This window comes from Paucibacter hankyongi (genome assembly GCF_037482915.1).
GTDB classification, from domain to species: Bacteria; Pseudomonadota; Gammaproteobacteria; order Burkholderiales; family Burkholderiaceae_C; genus Paucibacter_A; species Paucibacter_A hankyongi.
The window spans coordinates 37578-56605 of the sequence record NZ_JBBHJX010000020.1 but is presented as its reverse complement, the minus strand read 5'-3'; the positions used below and the strand labels follow the sequence as shown (position 1 = coordinate 56605).

Genomic DNA, 19028 nt, shown 5'->3' with positions numbered 1-19028 from the left:
TTGTTTCAATGCTCCGAACGTGATTGCCGGCCCATCAATTGATCGACCGCTTCCACCGGGCTCAGGCGCCCCTCCAGCACCGCCACCACCGCCTCGGTGATGGGCATCTCCACGCCTTTTTGCTGCGCGCGGGCCAGCACCGTCGGTGCGCTGTAGACCCCTTCGGCCACATGACCCAGGTCATGCAGGATTTTCGGCAGAGCCAGCCCCTCGGCCAACAACAGGCCGACGCGGCGATTGCGCGACAGATCGCCGGTCGCCGTCAGCACCAGATCGCCCATGCCCGACAGGCCCATGAAGGTCTCGCTGCGTGCACCCAGGGCCAGGCCCAGTCGCAGCATCTCGGCCAAGCCGCGCGTGATCAGGGCCGCTCGGGCGTTCAAGCCCGGCGCATCGCCAGCGGAACCAATCCGCTCGGCACGCAAACGCAGGCCATCGGCCGCGCCAACGGCGATGGCCATCACGTTCTTGACCGCGCCGCCAACCTCCACGCCCACCGGATCGGCCGAGGTGTAGATGCGCAGACGCTCGCTATGGAAGGCGTCGACCGCCGCCAGCGCCAGCGCCGCATCTTCGCTGGCCGCCACCAGGGCCGTCGGCTGGCCCAGCGCCACCTCCTGCGCGAAGCTCGGGCCCGACAGAATGCCGGCGCGCAGGCGCGGCTGCACCGCGCGCGCAATCTCGTGTCCCAACAGACCGCTGCCGGCCTCAAAACCCTTGCACAACCACAGCACCTGCGCGCCGTCCGGCAAGCCGGCCAACATGCTGCGCAAGGCCGCCATCGGCGTGGCCACAATGATCAGCCCATCGGCCTCGGTAGCATGGGCCACGGCAGCACTCAACTCACTCTCCAACCGCAGGGTCGGTGGCAAAGGCGCCTCGGGCAGGTATTGCTGATTGCGCCCCTGGGTGCGCATGGCCGCCACGGCCGACGCATCACGCGCCCACAACATCACATCATGTCGGGCACTGGCTTGGATGGCCAAGGCCGTCCCCCAGGCGCCGGCGCCCAGAACGCTGATTTTCATACGCGGAGTCCAGAAAAAAAGACGCGCCCCGGCTGCGGCTGGCAGCGTGGGGCGCGTGGCATGAGCGCTAGTCTCAGTTGAGCGTCGGAGCAGCGGCGGCAGCTTCGCGCTGGGCCTGCTGAGCTTCGAACATCGCCTGGAAGTTGACTTCCGACAGCAGCACCGGCGGGAAGCCTGCGCGTGTGCAAACGTCCGACACGATAGCGCGCAGATAGGGGTAAATCATCTGCGGGCAGACGATGCCCAGAATGCCTTCGACCTGCTCTTGCGGCACGTTGCGGATCTCAAAGATACCGGCTTGCTTGGCTTCGATCAGGAACAGGGTGCGCTCGCCGACCTTGGTGGTGACGGTCGCGGTGACGCAGACTTCGAAGATGCCTTCAGCCACTGGTTCGGCGGACAGAGCCAGGTTGATATCCACCTGGGGCTGGGTCTGCTCGAGCAGGATTTGCGGCGCGTTCGGCTGCTCCAGCGACAGATCCTTCAGATACATGCGCTGAATCTGAAACACGGGGGTATTGTTCTCGTCGGCCATGGTAATTCCCAAAAAAGTGAAGCCCGTCAGCCAATGCTGCGGGCGGCGGGGCTGATTATTACTCAGCCCTTGTGACGATTCGGTGGGGGTCTCCCCCCTCTTGAAATCGGCTGATCCGGATCAAGCCGCGTGCAGCAACGCTTGCAGGCCACCGCGCTGGTCCAACGCCATCAGGTCATCACAGCCGCCGACATGGGTGTCGCCGATGAAGATCTGCGGCACCGTGCGGCGACCCGTCAGGCTCATCATGGCATCGCGCTCGCTCGGATTCAGGTCGATCCGGATCTCTTCAATCTGCTCCACGCCGCGCTGCTTCAGCAAGGCCTTGGCCCGCACGCAGTAGGGGCAGACCTGGGTGGTGTACATCTTCACGGCAGCCATCGGGCATGTCCTTCTTTGCTACTTTGGGAACGGAAAAGCTCGCGCCTCAGGCGGCCGACTTCTCGACCGGCAGATTGGCTTCGCGCCAACTCTTCAAGCCGCCGCCCAACACCTGGGCCTTTTCGTAGCCGAGCTTGCGCAGCGTCGCGGCGGCGCGGGCAGCACGGGCGCCGCTCTGGCAGATCAGCACCAAAGGCAAGGTCTTGTTGCTGGGCAAGGACTTGTGGCCTTCCAAGGAAGCCAGCGGGATATTGCGCGCACCAGCGACATGGGCGGCAGCAAATTCGGCCGGCTCACAGACGTCGATCAACACGGCCTTTTCCCGGTTGATCAGTTGCACCGCCTCGGCGGTGGAAAGCGTCGCGCCTTGGCTGCCACTGACCAGGGTGGGCCACAGCAGCAGACCGCCGGAGCTCAAGGCGGCCAAGACCAGAATCCAGTTTTCAAGCAAAAAGTTCAACAAAGCAGTATTCCGGTTATTGAGTGCACAAGGGTGGCGATTATAGAAAGAGGCCCGCCGGCATGCCGACGGGCCTCTGATTGGACCCCAGGAGGGGCCGGTTATTGCTCAGCGTCAGAGCTTGAAGGTGGCCACCGCGGTTTGCAGCGACTGCGCTTGCTGCTCCAGGCTGGTCGCCGCCGCAGCCGCCTGCTCGACCAAGGCCGCGTTTTGCTGCGTCATCTGATCGAGTTGGCCCACCGACTGGTTCACCAAGCCGATGCCCTGGCTTTGTTCGCCCGAAGCGGCTGTGACCTCGCCAATGATGTCCGAGACACGCTGCACGCTGGCGACGATTTCCGTCATCGTCTCGCCCGCATCGCGCACCAAGCGGCTGCCCGACTCGACCCGGTCCACGCTGGCACCAATCAAGGACTTGATCTCCTTGGCGGCCTCGGCTGAGCGCTGCGCCAAGGAGCGCACCTCGCTGGCCACGACCGCAAAGCCGCGGCCCTGCTCGCCGGCCCGCGCCGCTTCCACCGCGGCATTCAGCGCCAGGATATTGGTCTGAAAGGCAATGCCATCGATGACGCCAATGATGTCGTTGATCTTCTTCGAGCTGTTGTTGATCTCTTCCATCGTCGTGACCACCTGGCTGACCACCTCGCCACCTTTGCGCGCCACCGCCGCGGCCGAGCCCGCCAACTGGTTCGCTTGCGCCGCCGCCTCGGCGCTCTGGCGCACCGCGTCGGTCAGGGTCTGCATATTGCTGGAGGTTTGCTCCAGCGATGTAGCCTGTTTCTCGGTGCGCAGCGACAGATCATGGTTGCCGGCCGCGATTTCGCGCGAAGCCACCGACATGGAGTCGGTGCCCGAACGCACATCGGTCACGATGGCCGCCAAGCCTTGCGACACCTCTCGCACCGCCGCCAGCAAGCTGGCCTCTGCGCCGGATGCCACCGCGATCGACTGCGACAGATCACCGGCAGCAATATGCCGCATCACATCGCGGGCATATTCAGGTTCACCGCCCAGTTGTCGCCAGACACTGCCGATCACCAGGTAAGACCCAACGCCAAGGGCCGCCACCACCGCCAGCCCGCTCAACACGATGGCCATCAAGCTGGCCGAGACGCCGGAGTTGGCACTTTTCAGTCCGCTGTCAAAGCCCTCGTTGGCCTCGCTACGGGCCTTCGCCACATCGGCCTCAAAGACCTTCAGCGCGGCCTGCATTTTCGGGATCGCGCCGGCTTGATCACCCTGCTTGATGCCGAGGAACAGCTGCGCGGTGTCCACCGAAGCGGCGAAGTAGGCCTCGAAAGAGCCCTTCAGCTTGCTCGCCATCTCGGCCTTGCCTTCGATGCGGGCGATTGCATCGAGCAATTTGCGAATATTGCTGGCCTTCTCGTTGGCCTCATCGAGGCGTTTTTTCTCACCCTCGGCCACGGCACTCTGAATCGTGGCGCCGAGCGCATCCATTTGTGCACCCAGTTGCGTGGTGGCATCCACAAACGGGTAATGCACCTGTTCGACGGCGCTGATGGCCGACGAGGTGCGCGTAGAAAACACCAGCACCACCGCAATACCCACCGCAAAAATTACCGCAGCGAACACCGGCAGCAGCCAGATTCTTGTCTTCACATTCATTCGCGTCTCCAGTGCAGGAGCGCCGGACAGGCCGGCGCTCCAGGGGGAAGGGCCGGACTTAGTCTACGCTCAAGACCACCTTGACCGAGCCGTCAACGGCCGACTTCTCGATATAGCCGATGGCGTCGGCATTGGCCGCGACGTATTTCTTCACTTCCGCCGCTGTGGCCAACTCCTTCGGCGGCGTGGCCTTACCGGAGAAGACCAGACGAGACCAAGCCGCCTTCACCTGCGCGGCCTGTTTGCCGGTCACCTTGCTGTAGAACTGGTCCCGCACTGCCGAGCTTTCGGGCAGATCAGCAGCCAAGGCAGTAGCGCCGCTGGGCAGGGTGTTGCTCTTGCCCAGGAAGATGCTGGCCACCTGATCGGCGGTCATGCTGGCGGCGGCACTCTTGGCGTTGACGATCACGGCCACCTGCGCTTGCGCCAAGCCACTCAGAAAAAGCGCCGATGCGAACACGAGCGAACGAATGTTTTGATGTTTGTTATTCATATCTACCTCTCGCTCAGAACACGAAATCAACAGCCAAGCTGTAGACATTGACGGTGTTCTGCCCCGCCGTGAAGGCCGCAGAAGGAGAGGAGAACAGGCCGGGGCCGTCCGCCTTGATGCGTTCAATCTGGCCCTTCACCGCGACGTTGCGGTAGGCATCCCAACGCAGGCCAATTGCATTGGTCTTTTGCTGATTGCTTTGCGCGCGCAGCGTACCGTCCACCACCGCCTTCAGGTCAGGAATCTGAGCCGCCGGAATTGGGATGCCGGCAGGGATGGAGTTGTTGACGTTGTTGTCCTTTTGCTTGAGGTCGGAGATCGTCACATAAGGCGTGAACTTGCCCAGGCGATAGCCCACCGTGGCATACCAGCCATCAGTGTCCGGCACATAGGACTCGGTGCGGCGCATCGTGTACTCGGCCATGGCCAGCCAATTACCCTGATCGACCGTGATGCCGAAGCCGGTGAAGGTTGCCTTTTTCTTGGTGGCATCCATTTGGTCACCCACCGCCAGGGCGCCCGGCACCGGCAGCTTGCGGAGCAAACCCACAAAGCCACTCAGGGTCGGGCTGTCCACCGTCAGCTTGCCCTCCACATGGCCGGCACGCAGGGTGATGCCGCCGTCAAATTCGGCCGAGGCACTGAAGCCCACCAAGCTTTCCATCTTGACGTCCACGCCCTCGAACACCGAGGTGGACTTACCGCCATAGAGTTGGAAGTTCAGCGTGGCCGAACCCATGCTGGCCTGGTAATTGACGTCGCCGCCATCAAAGTGGCTGACCGGCACTTGGCCGTAAACGTCTTGCGGCGGGCGCAGCCAGGTATTGGCATAGCCCACATCGCGGAAATCCGAGACCGCAAAGAACGGTGCGCCCATGCGACCCAATCGAGCCGACAGCGCCGGGCTGAATTGCAGCTTGGCAAAGGCCCATTCCAATTCCGGCCGGTAATTGCCGTCGCCGTTTTGCTTGGACAAGACTTGCGCCGTGGCCGAGAACATTTTGTTCAGCTTGGCATTCACCTGCACACCCAGCTTGGTGTCGACGTCGCCGCTCCAAGACTTGGTCGCCCCATTGGGCTGGCCGGAAATGACGTAGCGAGCCTCGTCCGTATTGCTGCCCACCACACCGACGGTGGCAAAGCCCGAGAACGAGAAAATCGAGTCGGCAGGCGCCGAATCCTGCGCTTGTGCGCCCAAGGCCACCACAGCCAAAGCCATTGACGAGCAACGACCCAACGACAGTTTCTTCATGAAGTCTCCTTTATATTGACCAATGTCCCAGCCGATTTCGATGCGCTTGTGCACACCGATTTCCGCGGGCATTGGGAGCTATATCGGCACAGCGAAAGCGCCCTGAACCTATCCTTTCGGTTGGTTCTTCAGGAAACTAAAGCCCTACACCGTGCCGAATGAGCCCCTTCAGCCCACTTGAGCGACAGCAAATCGCTCACAGTCCTTCGAGAAGCCCCCACTCAATCAACCTGGCGACTTGGTCTTGAACCAACAAGCCGGCACACCAGCTGGGCCTATACAGGGGCCCAAGCCGCCGACGTGAAGAAAACAAAACCGCCGGCTACTGAAGGAGTTGGGTCAGGACCGTGATGTCATCTGCGCCTGAATGCTCAAGCGTTTAGTTTGGACTTTTTGCCCCTGTTTGGATCAAAAGGATTGCGCAGGGTTGCCTGTTGCCCACAACTTGTACCCGAACGAGCGCCGCTATGGTTCACTACTAGGTTTGAACAAGGCCTGCGTGCGCAAGCAACACGGAGGCGGACATTTGAAGGCTCGGCTCCACGGCGGTCGACTGCTGGACCGCCGTTAAGTTTGATCAAACGTCATTGATCCACTGCATTGCTTGGGCGCCGCTACAAATGGCAAAGCCCCCACCGGACAGCAGTCCTGCGGGGGCTTTGTTCGATTCAATACTGTTTTCAAAGGTGCGGCCGCTGCCGGCACTTTGCGGACATCCGACTTGGAACGACTGCTTGCCGGCCTTAGCGAACGGGCAAAGGCTGTGGTTGAGCTGGCCGACTGGGCACTCTGCCCCGCTCCTGTCCCCCGCCCCGGGCTTGCGCCCGGGTCTCCTCCTTTACGTCGCGGTTCAGAGCGCCCAGCCGCCCTGCTCCCGCAGGATTGGTCGTTGCGTAAGAACAATCGCCGAGGGCGTCGGGGGTACGGTGAAGCGAAGTGAAGGGGGAGGGTCTGGCGCAACCAGAGCCGGAGGACATGAGCGGAATCGTGCACCCGATGGCCTCGGCAAGAGGGCCACTAAAGTCCGCAAAGTGCCGACTACAGCCCCCTCGTCTGTCAAACTCAGTGAGGCTGTTTTTCAGGCATGGCCGATGAGTGGTGATGGGCGATCAGCCACTGGCCATTCACAAACTCGTAGACATAGGTGTAGCGGGCGCTGACCTTGCTGCCGTCCTTGAAGGTGAAGGTGTAGGTGCCCAGATCCTGCGCCACATTGCAGCCCAGCTTGATGATGCGGCGGTCGATCTTGCCCTGCGGCTTCTTCTCCAGGAAGTGCACAAAGTAGTCGCGAATTTCAGCCGGGTTGGTGCGAGGCTGGTTCGACACGGTCGGGAGCAAGACGCCGTCGGCCGCGTAATTGGCCACCACCTTGTCCGGGCTCAAGGTCGCCAGCGAGGCATTCCAGCGATCAAACAAAGCAGCAATTTGAGCCTGATCGGTGAGCGCGCAACTGGCCGTGGGCAAAGCCGCCGTGGCGGGCGCAGGACTTTGGGCCTGGCTCAGACCAGAGAACAGCGAGGCAGCAGCGATGGTGGTGGCCAACGCAAATTTTTTGGAGTGTTTCATCGTCTATCTCATCAAGGGTTGTGGAGAGAACAACGCCAGTGTCGATAGCGCGCATGAACCCCAGGTGCGCCGGGCATGAAGCGAGCCTAACGAACGAATGAACCGGATATGAACGAACCCGGCCCCACCCACAGAGGTATCTCAGTCCACCTCAGCGTCGATCTTGTAGCCGATCCCGCGCACGGTTTTCAGCAGCGCCAGCGGACGTCCTTCGTCGATCTTTTGACGCAAGCGACGCACATAGACATCCACCACATTGGTGAGTGGATCCTCATTCGCGCCCCAGACGTTCGACAAAATGCGCTCACGGCTGAAGACCCGCCCCGGCGCACTCATCAGCAACTCCAAAAAGGCCAGCTCCTTGGCCGTCAATACGATGGGCTGCTCTGCACGTGTAACTCGCATGCGTTCCCGGTCCAGGCGCAGATCGGCCAACACCAGCGTATTGCTGACCTGCTGAACATCCCGTCCGCGCCGACGCAGCGCCTCTAAGCGGGCCACCAATTCATCAAAGGCAAATGGCTTGGTCAGATAGTCATCGGCACCCAGCCGCAGACCACCGACCTTGTCCTCCAGGCTGTCCATCGCGGTCAGCATCAAGACCGGCGTCTGCTGCCCCTCGCTGCGCAGCGTTTGCAGCACGTCCATGCCACTCAGGCCGGGCAGCATGACGTCCAACACGATCAGAGCCCAGTCGCTCTGGCGCGCTGCGGCCAAGCCTTCCGGCCCGGTGCGCGCCAGACTCACCGCATAACCCTCGGCGCGCAGGCCGCGCTCCAAGAAATCAGCCACGCGGGCATCGTCTTCAACGATCAAAAGCTTGTTCATCATTCCTCGTCCTCAGCGGTAGGGCTCAGTGGCAGATCGATGCTGACACAGCTGCCCTGCCCTTGCACGCTTTCCATACTGATCTGGGCCGCATGCGCTTGCGCAATCATCTGTGCGATCGGCAGGCCCAGGCCAAGACCATCCGGCCGGTGCACCCTTGCTGCCTGGCCGCGGTAGTGGCGCTCAAACAGATGCGGCAAATCTTCGCTCGACACACCGATGCCCTGATCTCGCACTTGCACCCTCAATCGCCCTGCGTCGACACGCGCGCTGAGTTCGATGCGGCCTCCGGCATGCGAATAGCGCAGGGCGTTTTCCAGCACGATGACCAGCATCTGGCGCAGACGTTTGGCGTCACCGCGGATCTGTGCCTGGCCAGCTTCGACCTCCGCCAGCGACCAGTGCAGTTGCATCTGCGCGGCCTGGGCCTGCACGCTGAATTGCTCGCATACCGACTGCAACAGTTCGCGCCAATTCAAGGCCTGCTGCTGCCAGACCAGTTGCTCAAAGTCGCTGCGCGCCAACAGCGTCAAGTCCTCCACCACATGGGAAAACTGACCCACCGTGCTGACGATGCGCGCCAGCGCCTGCTGGTACTCCAACACCGATTTCTCGCGCCCCCGCAAGGCCACCTCGGCCTCGCCGCGGATGGCCGTCACCGGGGTGCGCAGCTCATGGCTGACATCGGCAAAAAAGCGCCGGCGCCGCTGGTCCAGCGCCAGCAAGGTGTCGTGTGCTTCGCGCAGTTCGGCGGTACGGGCCTCGACCATTTCCTCGAGCCGCACCCGGTCGGCCTGGTCCTGTGCTCGCCGCACTTGCAGCTCGGCCGCCATCGCATTGAAGCTGCGCGCCACCGAGCCGAACTCGTCTAACTGCCGCTCCGGGATGCGGTGACTGAGGTCGCCGCCTTGCAGCGCCAAGGCGCCATGGCTCAGGTCATCGATCGGCTGCTTGAGCCGGCGCATGAAGTAAAACGCCAGCCAGGCCGCGGCCAGCAAGGCGGTCAGGCTGATGGCCAACACGGTGCGACGCATCGTCGACAAGGCCCGGTCGGCGGCAGCACGCGAGCGCTGCGTGGCTTCGCGCTCGGCGACGATTTCCGCGTTCAACAAACGCCGCAGATCTTGCCCCTGCGACTGATCAAACAGGCCCGACAAGCGCGCCCAGGCCAGCCGACCATCTGCCCCCTCGGCCAAGGGCTGCACGGCGGCCAAAACGCGGATCAGCTCATCCAAATGTCGATCCAACACTTGCAGCGATTGGCGCCGCTCGGCCGAACGGTCGCCCAGCGGCGCTGTCCGCACTGACTTCACTTGTCCCGATTCCAATTCGTCCAGTTGCACGGCCAAGTCATGCAGCTCGCGCAGGCCCTCGCGCATATCGCTGATCAAACGGTCGCGCACCGTCGGGCTGGCATCGGCGGCCAGCAGGCGCTGCGCGGTCCAGCTGCGCAGGCGCTGCTTGTTGGCAGAGAGCTCGACAAAGCCCTTCAAGATATCGCTGCTCAAACGCCCGCGCTGCACCTGCCAATGCGCGGTGTGTTGCGCCCACAGCGCCACGCCGCCCTCCATCAAGGCCAACACACCCAGCAAGGAAATCGCCAAAAGCAAACGCGCACGGAACATCCAGTGACTGTAAGGGCTGGCACCGGCGCCACAGGCGCGAGGGAGATGAACAATGGATGAAAATTCAAGGCAATCCAGACCCAAGCGCAAGCCCGCGCCACGCCGTCCCATGCCTCAATTCGCCGCCAACCTCAGCCTGCTCTACACCGAGCTGCCCTTTCTGGAACGCTTCGGTGCTGCCGCGGCCGACGGCTTCAAGGCGGTTGAATTCCTATTCCCCTACAGCGTTGATGCGACTGCCTTGCGGCAGCAGTTGCACACCCACGGCCTGCAGCAAGCCCTCTTCAACGCGCCGCCCGGCGATTGGGACGCCGGCGAGCGCGGGCTGGCCTGCCTGCCCGACCGGCAGACCGAGTTCCGCGCCGGCATCCAACAAGCCCTGGACTACGCCGAAGCGTTAGCCTGCCCTCGCCTGCATGTGATGGCTGGTATTGCCCCCACCGGCCTAACTGCTGAACAGCTGAACGACACCTACATCAGCAACCTGCGCTGGGCGGCCGACCAAGCCCATGCACAGGGCCGCCAGATCTGCATCGAGCCCATCAATCTGCGCGATATGCCTGGCTACTTTTTGAACCGGCAAGCACAGGCCTTGGCGCTGATCGAGGCCATCGACGCGCCCAATGTCCGCCTGCAGTTCGATGCCTATCACTGCCAAATCAGCGAGGGCGATGTCGCCCGCAAGCTGCGTCTGGCGCTGGACCAAGGCCTGCTGAGCCATGTGCAAATCGCCGGCGCGCCGGACCGCCACGAACCCGACGAGGGCGAACTGCGCGTTGAGTATCTGCTGACGCTCTTGGATGAGCTCGGCTACACAGGCTATGTCGGCTGCGAATACCGCCCTCGCGCCGACACAAGAGCGGGCTTGGGCTGGCTGCGTCCTTGGCTACCCGGCGCTGCTGCAGCGGCCGCAGAAACGGAGTTCGTCAGGGACTAAGTCAGCGCCCGCCAAGCCTGCGCCAACAGCGGCGCCACCGACACCGCATTGCTCGCATGCGCCACCGCATTGCTGCTCCAGACATGGCGCACACCGGCAGCGCTGAGCGCGGCCAAGGCGTCACCATTGAAGAGCGCATGCGTGACCGCCACATCGACCGACTTGGCGCCGCGCTGCAGCAGGCCCTCGGCCGAACCAATCAGCGTGCGGCCGGTGGAGGCCATATCGTCGAGCAAGACCACCGACTGCCCGGCCACATCGATGTCGGGCAGTGCCAGCGTCACTTGATGATCACCGTGCCGCACCTTGCGGCCGATCGCGTGCCGCAAGCCGCCGGCCGAGGCCGCCTCGCTGACCCACTGCGCCGACTCTTCATCCGGCCCGATCAAAAGCGCGCCCGGCACCTGCTGCGCCACCCATTCGCCCAGCAGGCGCGCCGCCGACAGCGAAACGCCACAACCAGCCGGCATCACCTCATCAAGGCTGTCGATGCGATGCAGATGCGGGTCGATGGTGATCACATGCTCGAAATGCATGGCCAAGAGCCGGGCGATATGGCGTTGGCTGACCGCTTCGCCGGGCGTGAATTCCATGTCCTGGCGCATATAGGCCAGGTAGGGCGACAGCAACACCAGCCGCTTGGCCCCCAGCTCGCGGGCGGTCGGTGCGGCAATCAGCAGCTCGACCAATTTGTCATTGGGCTGCTGCAGGCCGCGCAGCAGCAACACCGTGGGCGGCAACGGGGTCGGCAAGACCAGCCGCATCTCGCCATCGGGAAAACGGTGGCGGCTGATGAAGCGCAGCGGCAAGACCAGCGCCTCGGCCAACTCCTGCGCCAGGGCGCGCTCATCCTCAAAAGCCAGCAAGATCGTGTTTGAATTCATCGAGAGTCTTCAGAGCAAGATTTAGAGCGAGAACATGGCGCCGGCACTGGCGAACTCATGCGGCAACTGGTCGGCGCTGCCGACCCGGTAGCCCGATTCCTTTTCGGCATGCGCCTGCGCGAACTGAAGATCGGCCTGGTATTGGGCGTGGATGCGGTACAGCGGCTCACCGGCGCGCACCGACTCACCCAGTTTCTTCAACAAATCCATCCCCGCCCCCGCCACTTGCGGCGCACCGGCCAGGCGAGCAATGCGGGCGATGCGCAAATTGTCGATGGCCACCACCACGCCATCCTGCATCGCCAAAACCTCCGCACTCAGCGCGCCGACCGCCGGCAGGTCGGCTCGCCGCCCCTGCGCATCGATGATGGCATTCATCTGCGCCAGCGCCCGGCCCGAGTCGAGGATGTCGCGGGCGATGGTGTAGCCCTCGCCGCCGCGAACATCGGGGTCGAACTCGATCATGCGACCGGCCAGGCGCAAGGCTTTTTGGCGCAAGTCCTGCGGCGCGACTGGGTCCCCCTGCAGCACCTGCATCACATCGCGCGCCTCTAGCACCGGGCCGATGCCGCGGCCGATCGGCTGGCGGCCGTCGCTGAGCACCACATCGAGCTGCAGTCGCAAATGACCGGCCACGTACTCGAACAGCTTTTTCAGGCGCTGCGCCTCCACCATCGAGCGCACCTTGGCACTCGGCCCGACCGGAATATCCAGCACCAGATGGGTGGAACCGGCAGCGATCTTCTTCGACAGGATGGACGCCACCATCTGCCCCGGCGAGTCGATCGACAGCGGCCGCTCGACCGAGATCAAGATGTCATCGGCCGGCGACAGGTCGGCCGTGCCACCCCAGGCCAGGCAAGCGTGGGTGTCCTTGACGATCTGCACCATGCGCTCAAAGCTGAGCTCCACCTGCGCCAGCATCTCCATCGTGTCGGCGGTGCCCGAGGGCGAGGTGATCGCCCGTGAGCTGGTCTTGGGGCACAACATGCCGTGCGCACTGACGATCGGCACCACCAGCATCGAGGTGCGATTGCCCGGGATACCGCCGATGCAATGTTTGTCGACCACCGGGCCTGCGCCGACCTGGTTGTGCCAGTCGAGCTTGCGGCCCACGGCGATCATCGCCTCGGTCAGGTGCAAAACTTCTTCGCGGTCCAACTCGTACTGGTTGGTCGCCACCACAAAAGCGGCCAACTCGATTTTGGAATAGCGGGCCTCGGCCACATCACGAATGATGGCCGCCAGCTCCTCCTTGGACAGGCGCTCACCATTGATCTTGCGGTGCAAGGCCGCAATCGAGGCCGGCGGCTCGGCATGCGCAATGCTGGCCGAATGCCCCTCGGCCACGCCCAAGCGGCTGAAGGCATCCTCGCTGACGCCCAATTCACAATCGCTGACGATGCGCTCATCGTCCACCACATTCAAAACCGCCAGGATCAACTGACCGTTAGCGCGTATCTCAACCTTGGAAAGCGCCTGGAAACCGGCCGCTCTCACCACCGGGCAGTTACGGTGGACGTAGGCCACGTTCTCACGCCAGGTGTCGATGCCGATACGGCGAATACGCAATGCACTCTGCTGGGAAGCACTCATGCTTAGACTTTAACGGACTCGCGGGCGGCCTCCGGCTGCACGGAGTCAAGCAGGTTCATGCTATGTTCTCGGCCGCAACACCGCGGCCCCGCCACTAGGGTTCAGCCGCCATCCGCTCGTCCCCTCTGGCCCCGCTCATTCATGCAACAGGTCCGCTCGCAGCCCAAGCCCCCGCTCAACGATTTGCTGATGCGCCACCTCCCCGGCTTGCTGGGCGAGTTGGATGCGGCCACCTTGGAGATGCTGCGCGAGCACCTGCAATGGGTGGAAATCGCGGCCGGCCAGCCGCTGATGCGACAAGGCGACCCGGGTGACGCGCTCTATCTGCTCTTGCGAGGCCGGCTGCGCACCTATATCAGCGACGCCGACACCGGCGAGCAGCGCATGGTGCGCGAAATCAGCCGCGGGCAGTTTGTCGGAGAAATCAGCCTCTACACCGATGAGCCCCGTTCCGCCACCCTGATCACCGCGCGCGACTCGGTCCTCGTGCGCCTGGGCAAGCCTGAGTTCGAGCGCCTGTTGGCCCTGAACAGCCATGTCTCGCAGGTGCTGACCCGCCAGATCATCCAGCGCTTGCGCACCGAATCTTCGCCGGTCGCGCTAGGCCGAACCGCCACCATCACGCTCTTGCCGATCAGCGAAGAGACTGATCTGACCGAGCTGGCCACCGGCTTGGCCGGGCAGTTGAAGGCACGCGGGCCGGCGGTCACGGTCGCGCAAGTCGATTCGACCGTATCGATCCAGGAATTGGACGAGATCGAAGCCAACCATGACTTTGTCTTGCTGGTGGCCGACCCCAGCCCCAGCGCTTGGAACGAATACTGCGCGCGCCATTGCGACGAGCTGCTGCTGGTCGCCAACGCCGCGCAAGCGCCGGTCTTGCATGCCAACGAGCATGCCCTGCCGAAGCGCAACCCGGCGATCAAGGGCGCCAACGAAACGCTGGTGCTGCTACACCCAAGCGAGCCCTTTCCCGCCAAACTGGCGCGCCACTGGATGGCCTTGCGGCCAGCCCGAGCACATTTGGAACTCAAGCCTGACCTGAGTCAGGACTTGGCCCGTTTGGCCAACCGTGTCAGCGGACAGAGCGGCCTCCCCATCGACTCGGGCAAGGCACGGCAGCCCGCAGGCTGGCGCTTTGATCGCTTTGAGGCCCATGCCCAGGAGCGCCATCTGCTGATGAACGGCCAGCCCGTGGCCCTAGGCTCACGCGCCTTCGACTTGCTCTTGGCCTTGCTGGAGCGCCCGGGACGCCTGGTCACCAAGGGCGAACTGTTGGAATGGGTCTGGCCCGGTCTGGTCGTGGAGGAAAACAATGTGGCCGCCCAGGTGGCTGCCCTGCGCAAGGTCTTGGGCCCCAAATTGATCAGCACGGTAGCCGGCTATGGCTATCGTTTGAACGCCGAGCCCGAACGCATCCCGGCCGTACGCTGATGTTTCATAGGATTTTCAAGACAAGGCCTTGAGGCGACGCTGACACTGACTCCAGGGCAAGAGAAGCCATCTGTATTGGCCGAGGCCCGCCCAGGAGCACATCATGAGCCTCATCAGGGAAGTACAACAACGACTGACCGGCTTGTTCAACTACGACTTGACAGCCCGATTCGGCCGCCGCCGTGGAACAACAAGCGCCCCCACCCATGACGCAGCCTGCGGCGATGAGCGCCATGAACTTGGTCACAGCCAAGCCTTTTTGGATACCGACATCGCCGTCACGTGGTTATACGAGGCCTGCAACAGCGCCCGGCACAAGGGTCAAAGTCAAAGCCGTTGAGCAGCGCCCGCCGCACCCTGCGGCTCGCCCCACTGCGTTCACCGGGTCGCATCACCTAGGGAATACCTGCAGAATGCAGCGACCAAAAAGCCTGAAATGCTGTTAGGTTTACAAGTTACTGAATCCTGGCTGTACCCCAATACATGCTGAACAACAGCGAGCACCCGAAACACCTTGACACCCTGCTGCGCAGGCATCTGCCCGCCTTGCTCGGCGACATCGACCCGCAATCGATCGAAGTCCTGCTACCCCATCTGGAATGGGTTGAAATCCCAGCCGGTCAAGCCTTGATGACGCAGGGCGAAGCGGGCGATGCCATGTACCTCTTGCTCAGCGGCCGGCTGCGCACCTACATCACCAATGAGTTCGGTGAAACGCGGGTGGTGCGCGAAATCGGGCGCGGGCAAATCGTCGGCGAGATGAGTCTGTTCACCGACGAGCCCCGCTCCGCCACCTTGGTGGCCATCCGGGACTCGGTGCTGGTGCGACTGGCCAAGGAACGCTTCAAGCAACTGCTGGCCATCAGCGAACAGGTGTCGATTGCACTGACCCGCCAGATCATCTTGCGCCTCAAGACCGAAGGCTCTCGCTCGATACCGGACAAGCCGGTCACCATCGGCATGCTGCCGATCACCGCCCATGTCGATGCGGCGAGCTTTACCGCGCAACTGGCCAAGAAACTCGGAGCCATGGGACGCGTATCCGTGGTGTCGGCCGCAAGCATTGGCGCCGATTTGGGCGACCCTTTGATCTGCGAACGGCCGCGCACCGATGCCACCGCGACCCGGCGCATCGCCATGCATCTGGACCAGATCGAGTCGGAAAATGACTTTGTGCTGCTCATCGGCGACAGCGGCCCCAGCCCCTGGACCGAGCGCTGCTGCCGGCATTGCGACGAGTTGCTGCTACTGGCCGATGCGGACCAAGAAGCACAGTTGCACCCGATCGAAATCCAATGCCTGATCAGCCGGCCGCCCCGCACCGATGCGACCGAGGTCTTGGTCTTGCTGCACCCTGAGGGCCGCGTGTCGCCAAGCGGCACCCAGGCTTGGTTGGCGCGTCGCCCCTTGGCTGCGCATGTACACATCCGCCCCAAACTGGCGGCCGATATGCGCCGCCTGGCGCGACTCGTCAGCCGCAATGGCGTTGGGTTGGTGCTGGCCGGCGGCGGCGCACGCGGCTTGGCGCACCTCGGCATCTATCGCGCCCTGCAGGAGCGCGGCATCGAGGTCGACTTGGTCGGTGGCACAAGCATCGGCGCGGTCATGGCCGCCCTGGTCGGCATGGACCGCCCGCTGGACCTGACGACCGCCACCGCCAAGTCCGCCTTCGCCATCAATCCGACCGGCGACTTCAACTGGCTGCCGATGATCTCGCTGATTCGCGGGCGGCGCCTGCGCCGGGTGGTGGAAGGCTCGATCAACGAATTGACCGGCCACGCCGCCCAGATCGAAGACCTGTGGAAAAACTTCTTCTGCATCGCCTCCAACTACTCGCAGGCGCGTGAACAACTGCTGGACCAGGGCTCACTGGCCAAGTCCTTGTTGGCCAGCGTGGCCATTCCGGGCGCCCTGCCCCCGGTCATCCTGAATGGCGACTTGCTCTGCGACGGCGGCACCTTCAACAACCTGCCAGCCGACGTGATGCGCGGACGCTGGGGCATTGGCCGGGTAATAGGCGTTGACCTGGGCAGCAACAAACCGCGCCGCTTTGAGAATGAAGAGGTGCCCGGCAGCCTGACCCTGCTGCGCGACAAGCTGCGCCCACGGGCCCAGCGCCGCTACCGTTTGCCCGATCTGTCCGCACTGCTGATGAACGTGACCGTGCTTTACAGCACTTCCAGGCAGCGTCAGGTGCGTCAACTGATTGACCTCTACTTCAATCCGCCCTTGCAGCGCATCGGCATGTTGCAGTGGAACCGATTCGACGAATTGGTGAAGCTCGGCTACGAACATGCCCGCGAGGTGCTGGAGACCCACCCCTTCAGCGTCGGGTCGGCTTCGGCCGAAGCCGGGGCCCACAAACAGGAGTCCACATATGGCCAGTGATCCCGCAAACAGCGTCGACAAGCCTTCCGCGGCTGGTTTGCTAAGCCGCTTGGCACAAGCCTGGCAGCAGCGCTTCAGCAGCGCTGCGCAAAGCACCGAGGACGCCAGCCCGGCCGTTGACCCGCGCCTGGCCGCCTGCTCCGAAAAAATCTGCAGCGCCCAAATGGCGGTCAGCCAGATCAAACCCGGCGAGCATGTCTATGTCGGCACCGCATGCGCCACGCCGCGCAGTCTGGTGGCGGCCTTGGAGGCCCTCTCGCCCGCGCCGCAAGACGTGGAGTTACTGCACTTCCTGACCGACCATGCGGTCCAACACGATGAACAGGGCAAGCCAAAGACCAAGTACCAGCACCGCTGCTTCTTTGTCGGCCAAGACATGCGTGCGGCCGTCAAACAAGGCCTGGCCGACTATGTGCCGATCTCGATCGCGCGCGTGCCGCAGCTGATCGCCATCGGCCGCATTCCGCTCGATGTGGCGCTGATCCAGGTCTCGATGCCGGATGAATTCGGCTATGTCTCGCTGGGCGTCTCGGTGGACATCACACCGGCGGCGGTGGCCAAGGCGAGACTGGTGATTGCCGAGGTCAACCCGCATATGCCGCGCACCATGGGCGACTCGACCCTGCACATTGGTGAGATCGACCATCTGGTGCCGGTGGACACGCCGGTCACCGAGTATCTGCATCCGGCCCTGCAAACCGAGGTGATCGAGAAGATAGCGCGTTACATCAGCAGCATCATCGATGACGGCTCGACGCTGCAAATCGGCCTGGGCCGCTTCAGCAACGAGGCTCTCAAATACCTGAGCGACCGGCAGGATCTGGGCATCCACTCGGACGTCATCACCGACGCCATCATCCCCTTGCTGGAGCGCGGCATTCTGAACGGCCAGCGCAAGACCGACCAACGCGGCAAGATCGTCACCAGCTTCGCGATGGGCTCGCGGCGCCTCTACGACTTGCTCGACCGCAACCCGATGTTTTCCTTCCAGCCCATCGAGGCGATCTGCGATGCCTGGACCTTGGGCTCGCAACACAAGCTGGTGTCGGTGACGCAGGCCTTTGCCGTCGATCTGACCGGTCAGGTCTGTGTTGACCAATACCAGGGCGACTTCTACAGCGGCGTCGCCGCCCAAGCCGAGTTCCTGCAGGGCGCCTCGCGCTCACAAGGTGGCAAGGCCATCATCTGCTTGCCCTCCACCGAGGAAGACGGCCACAGCTCGCGCATCCGGCCGGCTCTACTAGCCGGCGAGGGTGTGGCCATTCCGCGCAGCGATGTGCATTACGTGATCACCGAGTACGGCATCGCCTATCTGTTCGGCAAATCGATCCGCGAACGGGCCGTGGCGATGATTCAAATTGCTCACCCGGATGCCCGGCAAGCGCTGCTGGAGCAGGCGCAGGCCATGGGCTACGTGCCCGCCGACCAAAGCTTGCGCAATCTGCAGGCCTATGCCGTCGAAGAAGAACGTCAGCTGCAATTGAAGGACAAACGGCCGGTGCTGCTGCGCCCGGCCATGCCGAGCGACGGTGACGCGATCCGCGGCCTCTTCCATCAATTGCCCGAACGCGACATCTACACGCGCTTTTTCCGCCGCCTGCGCGGCCTCTCCAGCCGCGATGTCCAGCGCCTGTGCAATCTGAACTCAGAGACCGAGGTCGGCATGGTGGCCTGCGTGGGCAGCCGTGAGAACCCACAGATCGTCGCTCACGCGATGTATATGGTCGACCCCGGCACCAACCTGGCCGAAACCGCCTTCATGGTACACCCGGACTGGCAGGGCCAGGGTCTAGGCGGACTGTTGCAACAGCGCATGAGCGAACACGCCAAGGCACGCGGCGTGCGCGGTTTCGTGGCCGAGGTCTTGGCCAACAATGATCACATGATCAAACTGGCCCGCGGGCTGGCCGACAATGTGCAGATTGAAAGCCTGGGCTCGTCGGTAAAGATCACCAGCTTGCTGTGATCACTGCTCCAGCCTGATGAAGGCCGGGT

At 63.2% G+C, this 19028-nt stretch carries 17 protein-coding genes; 5 read left to right on the top strand and 12 right to left on the bottom strand.

The window, feature by feature from the left end; translation table 11 throughout:
• Positions 1 to 5: 5 nt before the first annotated feature.
• The 10 genes from WG899_RS20250 to WG899_RS20205 all read right to left on the bottom strand — a co-directional run bounded on the left by WG899_RS20250 (position 6) and on the right by WG899_RS20205 (position 9794).
• The gene (locus WG899_RS20250; protein WP_339597470.1) at positions 6 to 1028 is read right to left on the bottom strand and encodes an NAD(P)H-dependent glycerol-3-phosphate dehydrogenase; all 1023 of its coding nucleotides are present in this window, start codon (positions 1026 to 1028) and stop codon (positions 6 to 8) included.
• 73 nt (positions 1029 to 1101) lie between these two features.
• Positions 1102 to 1563, bottom strand: coding sequence for a protein-export chaperone SecB (gene secB / locus WG899_RS20245; RefSeq protein WP_339597469.1), 462 nt, complete (start codon positions 1561 to 1563; stop codon positions 1102 to 1104).
• A 120-nt stretch (positions 1564 to 1683) separates the two neighbouring features.
• Positions 1684 to 1944, bottom strand: coding sequence for a glutaredoxin 3 (gene grxC / locus WG899_RS20240; RefSeq protein WP_339597468.1), 261 nt, complete (start codon positions 1942 to 1944; stop codon positions 1684 to 1686).
• Positions 1945 to 1990: 46 nt separating this feature from the next.
• On the bottom strand, positions 1991 to 2404 hold the full coding sequence (locus tag WG899_RS20235) for a rhodanese-like domain-containing protein (protein ID WP_339597467.1): 414 nt from the start codon (positions 2402 to 2404) through the stop codon (positions 1991 to 1993).
• A gap of 114 nt (positions 2405 to 2518) precedes the next feature.
• On the bottom strand, positions 2519 to 4030 hold the full coding sequence (locus WG899_RS20230; RefSeq protein ID WP_339597466.1) for a methyl-accepting chemotaxis protein: 1512 nt from the start codon (positions 4028 to 4030) through the stop codon (positions 2519 to 2521).
• A 58-nt stretch (positions 4031 to 4088) separates the two neighbouring features.
• Complete coding sequence (locus tag WG899_RS20225; protein WP_339597465.1) at positions 4089 to 4523, bottom strand: type 2 periplasmic-binding domain-containing protein; 435 nt, start codon at positions 4521 to 4523, stop codon at positions 4089 to 4091.
• A gap of 13 nt (positions 4524 to 4536) precedes the next feature.
• Positions 4537 to 5775 carry a porin gene (locus WG899_RS20220; protein ID WP_339597464.1) on the bottom strand — a complete coding sequence of 413 codons (1239 nt, stop codon included), beginning with the start codon at positions 5773 to 5775 and terminating at the stop codon, positions 4537 to 4539.
• Positions 5776 to 6837: 1062 nt separating this feature from the next.
• Positions 6838 to 7341 (bottom strand): SgcJ/EcaC family oxidoreductase, encoded by a 504-nt coding sequence (locus WG899_RS20215; protein ID WP_339597463.1) that lies wholly within the window; start codon positions 7339 to 7341, stop codon positions 6838 to 6840.
• A 141-nt stretch (positions 7342 to 7482) separates the two neighbouring features.
• Positions 7483 to 8172 (bottom strand): response regulator transcription factor, encoded by a 690-nt coding sequence (locus tag WG899_RS20210; protein WP_444718880.1) that lies wholly within the window; start codon positions 8170 to 8172, stop codon positions 7483 to 7485.
• A complete protein-coding gene (locus WG899_RS20205) occupies positions 8169 to 9794 on the bottom strand; it encodes a sensor histidine kinase (RefSeq protein WP_339597461.1) in 1626 nt (541 codons plus the stop codon). Before WG899_RS20205 ends, WG899_RS20210 begins: the two co-directional genes overlap by 4 nt.
• Positions 9795 to 9903: 109 nt before the next feature.
• Here WG899_RS20205 and otnI point away from each other — a divergent pair, with 109 nt between their 5' ends.
• The gene (gene otnI / locus WG899_RS20200) at positions 9904 to 10731 is read left to right on the top strand and encodes a 2-oxo-tetronate isomerase (RefSeq protein ID WP_339597460.1); all 828 of its coding nucleotides are present in this window, start codon (positions 9904 to 9906) and stop codon (positions 10729 to 10731) included.
• On the opposite strand, the gene WG899_RS20195 is transcribed toward otnI, so the two are convergent.
• Complete coding sequence (locus WG899_RS20195) at positions 10728 to 11615, bottom strand: ribose-phosphate diphosphokinase (RefSeq protein WP_339597459.1); 888 nt, start codon at positions 11613 to 11615, stop codon at positions 10728 to 10730. The two genes, otnI and WG899_RS20195, sit on opposite strands and share 4 nt — an antisense overlap.
• 21 nt (positions 11616 to 11636) lie before the next feature.
• On the bottom strand, positions 11637 to 13211 hold the full coding sequence (locus tag WG899_RS20190; protein ID WP_339597458.1) for a thymidine phosphorylase family protein: 1575 nt from the start codon (positions 13209 to 13211) through the stop codon (positions 11637 to 11639).
• Between the two features lie 141 nt (positions 13212 to 13352).
• On the opposite strand from WG899_RS20190, the gene WG899_RS20185 reads away from it, so the two are divergent.
• The 4 genes from WG899_RS20185 (at position 13353) to WG899_RS20170 (ending at position 18999) form a co-directional block, all read left to right on the top strand.
• On the top strand, positions 13353 to 14645 hold the full coding sequence (locus tag WG899_RS20185) for a cyclic nucleotide-binding domain-containing protein (RefSeq protein WP_339597457.1): 1293 nt from the start codon (positions 13353 to 13355) through the stop codon (positions 14643 to 14645).
• A gap of 103 nt (positions 14646 to 14748) precedes the next feature.
• Complete coding sequence (locus WG899_RS20180) at positions 14749 to 14985, top strand: hypothetical protein (RefSeq protein ID WP_339597456.1); 237 nt, start codon at positions 14749 to 14751, stop codon at positions 14983 to 14985.
• A 143-nt stretch (positions 14986 to 15128) separates the two neighbouring features.
• Positions 15129 to 17033, top strand: a complete 1905-nt coding sequence (locus WG899_RS20175) for a patatin-like phospholipase family protein (protein WP_339597455.1) — start codon at positions 15129 to 15131, stop codon at positions 17031 to 17033.
• Positions 17023 to 18999, top strand: a complete 1977-nt coding sequence (locus tag WG899_RS20170) for a GNAT family N-acetyltransferase (protein WP_339597454.1) — start codon at positions 17023 to 17025, stop codon at positions 18997 to 18999. The genes WG899_RS20175 and WG899_RS20170 overlap by 11 nt, the downstream gene beginning before the upstream one ends.
• Positions 19000 to 19028 lie beyond the last annotated feature (29 nt).

What these genes read in the sequence shown, in the direction of transcription:
- WG899_RS20250 (WP_339597470.1), bottom strand. Translation starts at nt 1,028, where the DNA reads ATGAAAATCAGCGTTCTGGGCGCCGGCGCCTGGGGGACGGCCTTGGCC.
- secB (WP_339597469.1), bottom strand. Translation starts at nt 1,563, where the DNA reads ATGGCCGACGAGAACAATACCCCCGTGTTTCAGATTCAGCGCATGTAT.
- grxC (WP_339597468.1), bottom strand. Translation starts at nt 1,944, where the DNA reads ATGGCTGCCGTGAAGATGTACACCACCCAGGTCTGCCCCTACTGCGTG.
- WG899_RS20230 (WP_339597466.1), bottom strand. Translation starts at nt 4,030, where the DNA reads ATGAATGTGAAGACAAGAATCTGGCTGCTGCCGGTGTTCGCTGCGGTA.
- WG899_RS20225 (WP_339597465.1), bottom strand. Translation starts at nt 4,523, where the DNA reads ATGAATAACAAACATCAAAACATTCGTTCGCTCGTGTTCGCATCGGCG.
- WG899_RS20220 (WP_339597464.1), bottom strand. Translation starts at nt 5,775, where the DNA reads ATGAAGAAACTGTCGTTGGGTCGTTGCTCGTCAATGGCTTTGGCTGTG.
- WG899_RS20215 (WP_339597463.1), bottom strand. Translation starts at nt 7,341, where the DNA reads ATGAAACACTCCAAAAAATTTGCGTTGGCCACCACCATCGCTGCTGCC.
- WG899_RS20210 (WP_444718880.1), bottom strand. Translation starts at nt 8,172, where the DNA reads ATGATGAACAAGCTTTTGATCGTTGAAGACGATGCCCGCGTGGCTGAT.
- WG899_RS20205 (WP_339597461.1), bottom strand. Translation starts at nt 9,794, where the DNA reads ATGTTCCGTGCGCGTTTGCTTTTGGCGATTTCCTTGCTGGGTGTGTTG.
- otnI (WP_339597460.1), top strand. Translation starts at nt 9,904, where the DNA reads ATGCCTCAATTCGCCGCCAACCTCAGCCTGCTCTACACCGAGCTGCCC.
- WG899_RS20195 (WP_339597459.1), bottom strand. Translation starts at nt 11,615, where the DNA reads ATGAATTCAAACACGATCTTGCTGGCTTTTGAGGATGAGCGCGCCCTG.
- WG899_RS20190 (WP_339597458.1), bottom strand. Translation starts at nt 13,211, where the DNA reads ATGAGTGCTTCCCAGCAGAGTGCATTGCGTATTCGCCGTATCGGCATC.
- WG899_RS20185 (WP_339597457.1), top strand. Translation starts at nt 13,353, where the DNA reads ATGCAACAGGTCCGCTCGCAGCCCAAGCCCCCGCTCAACGATTTGCTG.
- WG899_RS20180 (WP_339597456.1), top strand. Translation starts at nt 14,749, where the DNA reads ATGAGCCTCATCAGGGAAGTACAACAACGACTGACCGGCTTGTTCAAC.
- WG899_RS20175 (WP_339597455.1), top strand. Translation starts at nt 15,129, where the DNA reads ATGCTGAACAACAGCGAGCACCCGAAACACCTTGACACCCTGCTGCGC.
- WG899_RS20170 (WP_339597454.1), top strand. Translation starts at nt 17,023, where the DNA reads ATGGCCAGTGATCCCGCAAACAGCGTCGACAAGCCTTCCGCGGCTGGT.